The 8064-nt window shown below is 38.7% G+C and carries 9 protein-coding genes; 5 read left to right on the plus strand and 4 right to left on the minus strand.

Annotation, left to right across the window (positions count from 1 at the left end; translation table 11 throughout):
* Positions 1–179: 179 nt before the first annotated feature.
* Positions 180–1001, plus strand: coding sequence for a DUF5718 family protein (locus HMPREF2750_RS07170; RefSeq protein ID WP_070583198.1), 822 nt, complete (start codon positions 180–182; stop codon positions 999–1001).
* A 42-nt stretch (positions 1002–1043) separates the two neighbouring features.
* On the opposite strand, the gene birA is transcribed toward HMPREF2750_RS07170, so the two are convergent.
* Positions 1044–1958, minus strand: a complete 915-nt coding sequence (gene birA, locus HMPREF2750_RS07175; RefSeq protein ID WP_070583199.1) for a bifunctional biotin--[acetyl-CoA-carboxylase] ligase/biotin operon repressor BirA — start codon at positions 1956–1958, stop codon at positions 1044–1046.
* Positions 1959–2091: 133 nt separating this feature from the next.
* Between birA and guaB the strand changes: the two genes are divergently transcribed.
* The 4 genes from guaB to HMPREF2750_RS07195 all read left to right on the plus strand — a co-directional run bounded on the left by guaB (position 2092) and on the right by HMPREF2750_RS07195 (position 6840).
* Positions 2092–3555, plus strand: coding sequence for an IMP dehydrogenase (guaB, locus tag HMPREF2750_RS07180; RefSeq protein ID WP_070583200.1), 1464 nt, complete (start codon positions 2092–2094; stop codon positions 3553–3555).
* 86 nt (positions 3556–3641) lie between these two features.
* Positions 3642–4244: a hypothetical protein gene (locus HMPREF2750_RS07185; protein WP_070583201.1), complete on the plus strand. Its 603-nt coding sequence runs from the start codon at positions 3642–3644 to the stop codon at positions 4242–4244.
* 27 nt (positions 4245–4271) lie between these two features.
* Positions 4272–5831: a glutamine-hydrolyzing GMP synthase gene (guaA, locus tag HMPREF2750_RS07190; RefSeq protein WP_049372435.1), complete on the plus strand. Its 1560-nt coding sequence runs from the start codon at positions 4272–4274 to the stop codon at positions 5829–5831.
* Positions 5832–5907: 76 nt separating this feature from the next.
* Positions 5908–6840 (plus strand): AEC family transporter, encoded by a 933-nt coding sequence (locus HMPREF2750_RS07195; protein WP_070583202.1) that lies wholly within the window; start codon positions 5908–5910, stop codon positions 6838–6840.
* Between the two features lie 21 nt (positions 6841–6861).
* Here the strand turns inward: HMPREF2750_RS07195 and HMPREF2750_RS07200 are convergent, their stop codons facing one another.
* The 3 genes from HMPREF2750_RS07200 to HMPREF2750_RS07210 form a co-directional block, all read right to left on the minus strand.
* The gene (locus tag HMPREF2750_RS07200) at positions 6862–7107 is read right to left on the minus strand and encodes a YgjV family protein (protein ID WP_014065152.1); all 246 of its coding nucleotides are present in this window, start codon (positions 7105–7107) and stop codon (positions 6862–6864) included.
* A 121-nt stretch (positions 7108–7228) separates the two neighbouring features.
* Positions 7229–7558, minus strand: a complete 330-nt coding sequence (locus tag HMPREF2750_RS07205) for a branched-chain amino acid transporter permease (RefSeq protein ID WP_070583203.1) — start codon at positions 7556–7558, stop codon at positions 7229–7231.
* Positions 7555–8064, minus strand: a 510-nt coding sequence (locus HMPREF2750_RS07210) for an AzlC family ABC transporter permease (RefSeq protein ID WP_070583204.1), incomplete at its 5' end; no start/stop codon positions are given. The genes HMPREF2750_RS07210 and HMPREF2750_RS07205, both read right to left, overlap by 4 nt.

Genomic DNA, 8064 nt, shown 5'->3' on the forward strand with positions numbered 1-8064 from the left:
CAACAGCGCGTCGTTGTGTGGGGCGTATTATAGGACTTTCAGAATTCTTTGCAAGTGCTTTTTTATAAAAAAATTCAATTTTTTTACTGTATGATGATTTAATCATCAAAGCGAATTGTCTTTGTTCAACATTCAAGGTAAATTACCCCAAAAAGAGTAAGCAATCTAATGAGGTCTTTATGAATTTTGAACAAATGATTGGTTTCGGTGTAGCCGGAAATTTTGCGGGACATTTAGAACAAGCCGGCGAGGCGGCTGATTTCACTCAAGTAAAAACAGAAAATGCCATTCAACCCAAAGCGATTTTCCCGTTTTATGTGCCAAGCGAAAAAGCTGGCTTTCTTTCTACCTTTCCTTTAAGTCACAATCAAATTAATTTTCCACAAGGTGCTGATAATCTGCAAATTGAGCCTGAAATTGCACTTATTTGTGATCTAATCTATAAAGGAAAGCAAGTTGAGAAAATTATTCCGCGCTATTTTGCAGCCTATAATGACTGCTCTATTCGTCGTCCTAATGCGAAAAAAATCTGTGAAAAGAAAAACTGGGGAGCGGCAAGTAAAGGTATTTCATCAAAACTTATTCCACTTTCTTCCTTTATTAGGGGAAGTGAAATTGATCAATATCGTATCGCTTGCTTCCATAAAAGAAATAGCGAGCTCAATGCGTATGGTATTGACAGCCCCGCTATCGGTTATAGCTATTTCCACCAACAATTATTAGATTGGATCGTGGATAGAATGAATAATCAACCCGATGACGGACCTATGAATCATATTGCTTCTTTATTAGAGCAAGCAAACTATCCGAAACAAGCGATTATTAGTATTGGCGCCACCCGTTATACTGAATTCGGTGAAACGCATTTCTTGCAACCCAATGATCTCAGTATTGTTGCTGTGTATGATGGTGAAAAATATTCTGCTGAGGAAATTGAGAAAATGGCAAGAGATGAAAAATTTGCAGATGATATTTCAGCGCTTATTCAGAAAGTGGTTTAGCATACATATAAAAAGTGCGGTTAATTTTGACCGCACTTTTATTTACTTCCTTCTTAAAGAAACCTCTCCGGCATTAAAATACCGCTCTCCTTCATCGGTTATGACTTTTAAATAACCGCGTTTATCAATCCCCTGCTCTATACCTGAAATCGCGCCTTGCTCAGTAAAGACGTTCACTTCATCACCAAAAAATTCATTATGGTTTATCCATTGTTGCATGAATTCCTCATCAATGCCCTTTTCTTCAAATTGAGCTAATCGAGAATAAATACGTTGAATCACTTTAATAAGGATCTTTTCACGATCTATATCAGGATCTTGTTCGGTTAATTGTGCATACGGCTGACTAATTTCTGTTGATTGTGGTAATTTTACATTGATCCCAATACCAACCACTAAATTGAGCAACCCATTCTTATGATTAATGATTTCCACTAAAATGCCACCAAGCTTTCGCCCTGAAAGCAAAATATCATTTGGCCATTTCACTTTCGCATTTAACGCTTCTGCAATAGCTAAACCAATCACCAAACTTAATCCATCCAATGCTTTTTTAGGATCGATAGTCCAATAAAAACTGAAAATTAACTGCCCTGCAAACGGTGAAAGCCATTGACGACCACGACGTCCTCGTCCTGCTGTTTGATATTCTGCCAAACACAAATCGCCTTTTTTTAATTGGTTAATTTGATTCGTTATAAATTCATTTGTTGAAGAAATGGTTCGATGATAATGCACGGAATAAGGTGAAAGTGCGGTTGAAATTGTTTGCGGATTTAACAAAGGCATTTCTGGCACAAGTTGACAGACATCATTTTCTTCTTGAATATTCAATCCTGCTTCTCTCAATAATGCCATTTCTTGCACCAATTCATTTGGCGTAATATTTAAAAACAATATCAAATCTGACCGCACTTTAGGTTGGCAATCCGATAAACACTCCAATAACGATGACATATTCATTCCTTCTTATAAAAACCTTGGCAAATCTTACCATAAAAGCGAAAAAATTCATTTTCAACCACATGAAAAATCTGTATAATCCCAGCGCAATATTTTTTGACACAATTTTTAACAGCGAGATATTGCCATGCTTAGAATCAAACAAGAAGCTCTGACTTTTGACGACGTTCTACTTGTCCCAGCTCATTCAACTGTTCTTCCGAATACTGCCGACCTCTCAACTCAACTCACCAAAGAAATTCGCTTAAATATTCCGATGCTTTCTGCTGCGATGGATACTGTCACAGAAACCAAATTAGCAATCTCTTTAGCACAAGAAGGCGGCATCGGCTTTATTCACAAAAATATGACGATCGAACGCCAAGCGGATCGTGTTCGTAAAGTGAAAAAATTCGAAAGTGGTATCGTTTCTGAACCTGTCACTGTTTCTCCCGATTTAACCCTTGCAGCACTTGCTGAAATGGTGAAGAAAAACGGCTTCGCAGGCTACCCTGTTGTCGATGCTGAAAATAACTTAATTGGTATCATCACTGGCCGCGACACGCGTTTCGTAAAAGATTTAAGCAAAACTGTTTCACAATTAATGACGAAAAAAGAAGACTTAGTCACCGTAAAAGAAGGTGCAAGCCGTGAAACGATTTTAGAATTAATGCACAAAAACCGCGTAGAGAAAGTACTTGTAGTAGATGATGCATTCAAATTAAAAGGCATGATCACCGTTAAAGACTTCCAAAAAGCGGAACAAAAACCAAATGCTTGTAAAGATGAATTCGGCCGTTTACGCGTAGGTGCTGCTGTTGGTGCAGGCCCAGGTAACGAAGAACGTATTGATGCTTTAGTGAAAGCCGGCGTAGATGTATTGTTAATCGACTCTTCTCACGGTCACTCTGAAGGTGTGTTACAACGTGTTCGTGAAACACGTGCAAAATATCCAAACTTACCTATCGTTGCGGGTAACGTAGCAACAGCTGAAGGTGCTATCGCACTTGCAGACGCAGGCGCAAGCGCAGTTAAAGTAGGTATTGGTCCTGGTTCTATTTGTACTACTCGTATCGTGACGGGTGTAGGTGTTCCACAAATCACCGCTATCGCAGATGCAGCGGCTGCATTAAAAGATCGCGGTATTCCAGTTATCGCCGACGGTGGTATCCGTTTCTCTGGTGATATTGCAAAAGCTATCGCAGCTGGTGCGAGCTGTGTAATGGTTGGTTCTATGTTCGCGGGTACTGAAGAAGCGCCAGGTGAAATCGAACTTTATCAAGGTCGTGCGTTTAAATCTTACCGTGGTATGGGTTCATTAGGCGCAATGGCAAAAGGATCATCCGACCGTTACTTCCAATCGGACAACGCGGCAGACAAACTTGTACCAGAAGGTATCGAAGGCCGTATTCCATACAAAGGTTACTTAAAAGAAATCATCCACCAACAAATGGGTGGCTTACGTTCTTGCATGGGCTTAACTGGCTGTGCAACCATCGAAGAATTACGCACGAAAGCAGAATTCGTTCGCATCAGTGGCGCAGGCATTAAAGAAAGCCATGTTCACGATGTAACTATCACTAAAGAAGCGCCAAACTATCGTATGGGCTAATCCGTTAAGGTGGGCTTTAGCTCACCTTTTGTTGTTTTAAAGTGTGGTTAGTTTCTATATTTTTATCAAATAAATAAGAAAATTGTATGAATAAATCATTAAAGATATTATTTATATTTTTAGCTCAAATCTCTGCTTTTGCTTGTACTCCGATGGAGCGTTTTTCTACTGAACAGAATTATTCAAATCCTAAAGGAGAAAATGTAGCTAAATTAAAGTTAATCACCAATATAAAAACTGTTTATGCAATTCCTAATGGAACCTGTATTAAAGTATCTGAAAAAGTAGTAAATCTAAGAAATATCTATCCCAACCAGGTTAAAGAAACAAACGAGTTAAAGATTAAATCAATCCCTCTTGAATCTTTAAAAAAAGGATTTTTATTAGCTGATGATGGCTTTTCAGCAACGGAACATTTATTAAAAGCAGGAGAGCCCATTACAATTTTTGCTAAAATGAATGCTCATAGTATCGTGACTAACTTTATAGATACCATTAGACATACAGATGGTAGTTTCTCGACATATGGAATTACATTTATTCCACAAAAAGGTGAAACATACCAAATTATATTCTCAGAGCGTATAGATATTGATAGAATTTATTACAATGCTTATTTATTTGATATTTCAAATGAAATGATTAATAAACCTCAACATTCACAAAAAGCAAAAGCATGTGAATACTAATAAATATTATTTTAAACAGGGTAAAAAATGACAAATATCCACAACCATAAAATCCTGATCCTCGACTTCGGTTCACAATATACTCAACTGATTGCACGTCGTGTGCGTGAAATCGGTGTGTACTGTGAACTTTGGGCGTGGGATGTGACTGAAGAACAAATCCGTGAATTTAATCCAGACGGTATTATTCTTTCTGGAGGTCCTGAAAGTACCACGGAAGAAAACAGCCCACGTGCACCTGAATACGTATTTAATGCAGGCGTGCCTGTATTGGGCATTTGTTACGGTATGCAAACTATGGCGATGCAACTTGGGGGTTTAACTGAAACCTCAGATCATCGTGAATTCGGCTACGCCTCCGTTTTAATGGATAATCCGACCGCACTTTTCGCTCATTTAAATGATGGCGATAGCAAATTAGATGTATGGATGAGTCATGGCGATAAAGTAACGCGTTTACCTGAAAACTTCCAAGTTACCGGTACGACTCCAACCTGCCCAATTGCGGCAATGTCTGACGAAAATCGTCGTTTCTACGGTGTACAATTCCACCCTGAAGTAACCCATACTAAAAAAGGTTTGGAATTATTGATGAATTTCGTGGTGAACATTTGTGGTTGCGAAACCAAATGGACAGCAGAAAACATTATCGAAGATGCCGTTGCTCGCATTAAAGAGCAAGTGGGTGATGATGAAGTGATTTTAGGTTTATCTGGTGGTGTCGACTCTTCTGTGGTTGCATTACTTTTACACCGTGCTATCGGCAAAAACTTACACTGCGTATTCGTGGATAACGGTTTACTCCGCTTACACGAAGGCGATCAAGTCATGGAAATGTTTGGCGATAAATTCGGCTTGAACATTACCCGTGTTGATGCTGAAAGTCGTTTCTTAGGCGAACTTGCTGGCGTATCGGATCCTGAAGCAAAACGTAAAATTATCGGTAAAGTGTTCGTAGATGTATTCGATGATGAATCGAAAAAACTCACTAATGTGAAATGGTTGGCACAAGGTACGATCTACCCTGACGTGATCGAATCTGCAGCAAGCAAAACTGGTAAAGCACATGTGATTAAATCACACCACAACGTAGGTGGCTTACCAGACTATATGAAACTTGGCTTAGTTGAACCACTACGTGAGTTATTTAAAGACGAAGTGCGTAAAATCGGTTTAGCATTAGGCTTACCAGCTGAAATGATCAACCGTCACCCATTCCCTGGTCCAGGTTTAGGCGTGCGTGTATTAGGTGAAGTGAAAAAAGAATACTGCGATTTATTGCGCCGTGCGGATGCGATCTTTATCGAAGAATTACGCAACAGCGGTTGGTATGAAAAAACCAGCCAAGCCTTCAGCGTATTCTTACCTGTGAAATCTGTAGGTGTGATGGGCGATGGCCGTAAATACGATTGGGTTATCTCACTACGTGCGGTAGAAACAATCGATTTTATGACCGCACATTGGGCTCACTTGCCTTATGATTTATTAGGCAAAGTGTCTAACCGTATTATCAATGAAGTGAATGGCATTTCCCGCGTGGTGTACGACATCAGCGGAAAACCCCCAGCAACTATCGAGTGGGAGTAACCTAGATCAATTTAAAGGGCAAATTATTTGCCCTTTTCTTCTTTCATAGCACTAATTTATCTCATCAATATTCACTATGGACATCACTTTTTTACTCGGCACTAAAATTATTGAACTGACACTCATTGTACTTATTGGCTATGGGTTGGTTAAATCAAAATTATTAAAATCAGAAGATAGCAAGCCGCTTTCTATTATTGGGCTTTATGTTATCAGTCCATCAGTGATGATTGAGGCATTTCAAATTGATTACACACCTGAAATCCTGCAAGGTTTACAGCTTTCACTACTTATGGCCGTATTTCTTCAGGGTATTCTGATTATTATTGGCAGTCTATTAAAACGCCTACTAAAGCTTGATCCTATTGAACACGCCACTTCCATTTATTCCAATTCTGGTAACTTAATTATTCCGATTGTGATGTCGCTATTTGGTAAAGAATGGGTCATTTACGCCAGCTGTTTTATTGTGGTGCAAACCTTTCTATTTTGGACGCATTGCCGTTTGATTATTGTAGGAAAAGGAAATTTATCCTTGAAGATGATTGCCAAAAACATCAATATTTGGTCAATTCTCGTCGGAGCATTTTTATTTGCTTTTCAAATAAAATTACCAAGTATTATCAATGGTACACTCTCTTCGATTGGCTTATTTATTGGTCCAAATGCCATGCTTGTTGCGGGTATGCTGATTGCGGCAATTCCTTTACGGAGCATCGTATCATCCAAACGCATTTATTTAGTCACACTTTTGCGCTTGTTACTTATTCCGATTGCATTATTGGTATTAATAAAACTGATTGGGTTTGTGCATTGGGCTGAAAAAGGCGAAATTATTGTGTTGATTAGCTTTTTAGCAACCACGAGCCCATCTGCTTCAACCGTGACACAAATGGCAGTGATTTATAACAACAATCCACAGAAAGCCAGCGCCATCTATGGTGTAACGACGCTGCTTTGTATGTTTACTATGCCACTGGTGATTGCCTTATATCAAATATGGGGGTAAATCGTGGAAAAGTGCGGTCAATTATTTAAGCACTTTTGATGCCGGCTGCTCTTTTTTCAAACGATAAAGTTGATATAAGTTAACGAAAACTAAGAAGGCGTTTAGAAGCGCAACTGGATAAGATTTGATGATCAAACTGTAAACGACAAAAAGTACCGCTCCAATTGCATTAACAACTCTCAAGTGAACAATCGATTTAAATAAAAAAGACGCAGCCACAAAGAATGTTGCCAAATAACCTAATAATTCGATGAAATTAAATTCCATAAATCTCTCCGTCAAACAATGATTGAGGCGGCATCATAAAAGATTTGGAATTGAGGAAAAGAGGCGAAATAAAGGCAACCGATTGCAATATCAAGAAATTTTTATTTCGCTCAAAACTCCCTTAGATAAAGACTTTTTGCACTAAAAACATATAAAAAATTGTGCCTGCCGAGATAGAAAGAAACATGTTCTTTTTCCAGAAATGTAACCCCAATACCAAAACACCTGCAATGAAATCGGGCAAGCCATGATAACCACTCAACACATCCACATTTTTATAGCAATACACCACTAACATCCCAAACATCGCCGCAGGCAATACTTTGCCAAGGTAACGAATATAGTCTGGAATCGGACGATTGGCGGGAAAGATCCAGAAAGGCAATAATCGGGTAAATTGCACGCACACAATACAAATCACAATGGTGATAATTTGTTCCATCAATGTCATTTTAGTGCCTCCAATTTAAATGAAAGTTTCGGGCGTCTTACGGTTAACAGAATCCAAATACTAATGAGTGTTGGCACTAAAAAGTGTTCTTTCCCAACAATTAACAGCGATGCAAAAGCCACACCTAAACCTAATAATGAGCTTTCATGAGACTTCTCTTTGAGCCAGTTTTCAGCAAAAATCACCAGGAAAAGTGCGGTCATACCAAACTCTACCCCTTTTAAATCAAAAGGAATGATTGAACCAAATAGATTACCTAATCCCGCTCCAACGACCCAATAAAGATGGAGATAAAAACTGACAAAGAACATATACCAGCCTTTATCTAAATGATCGGGAATCTTCGCCATATAGTTCAGGGAAAAACTTTCATCGACTAGGGTACTAATTAAATACCAACGTTTTTTCCCGAGTTGAGCACCATATTTTTCTAACATAGAAATGCCATAAAAAATTTGGCGACCACTTACCATTAGCGTAACCAACGCAACACTTAATGGCGAAAA

The organism is Haemophilus sp. HMSC066D02 (assembly GCF_001810545.1).
In the GTDB taxonomy this organism is placed as follows: Bacteria; Pseudomonadota; Gammaproteobacteria; order Enterobacterales; family Pasteurellaceae; genus Haemophilus_D.

Bases quoted from the DNA above. Each gene is read 5' to 3' on its own strand.
- HMPREF2750_RS07170 (WP_070583198.1), top strand. From the start codon at position 180: ATGAATTTTGAACAAATGATTGGTTTCGGTGTAGCCGGAAATTTTGCG.
- HMPREF2750_RS07205 (WP_070583203.1), bottom strand. From the start codon at position 7,558: ATGACATTGATGGAACAAATTATCACCATTGTGATTTGTATTGTGTGC.
- guaB (WP_070583200.1), top strand. From the start codon at position 2,092: ATGCTTAGAATCAAACAAGAAGCTCTGACTTTTGACGACGTTCTACTT.
- HMPREF2750_RS07200 (WP_014065152.1), bottom strand. From the start codon at position 7,107: ATGGAATTTAATTTCATCGAATTATTAGGTTATTTGGCAACATTCTTT.
- guaA (WP_049372435.1), top strand. From the start codon at position 4,272: ATGACAAATATCCACAACCATAAAATCCTGATCCTCGACTTCGGTTCA.
- birA (WP_070583199.1), bottom strand. From the start codon at position 1,958: ATGTCATCGTTATTGGAGTGTTTATCGGATTGCCAACCTAAAGTGCGG.
- HMPREF2750_RS07195 (WP_070583202.1), top strand. From the start codon at position 5,908: ATGGACATCACTTTTTTACTCGGCACTAAAATTATTGAACTGACACTC.
- HMPREF2750_RS07185 (WP_070583201.1), top strand. From the start codon at position 3,642: ATGAATAAATCATTAAAGATATTATTTATATTTTTAGCTCAAATCTCT.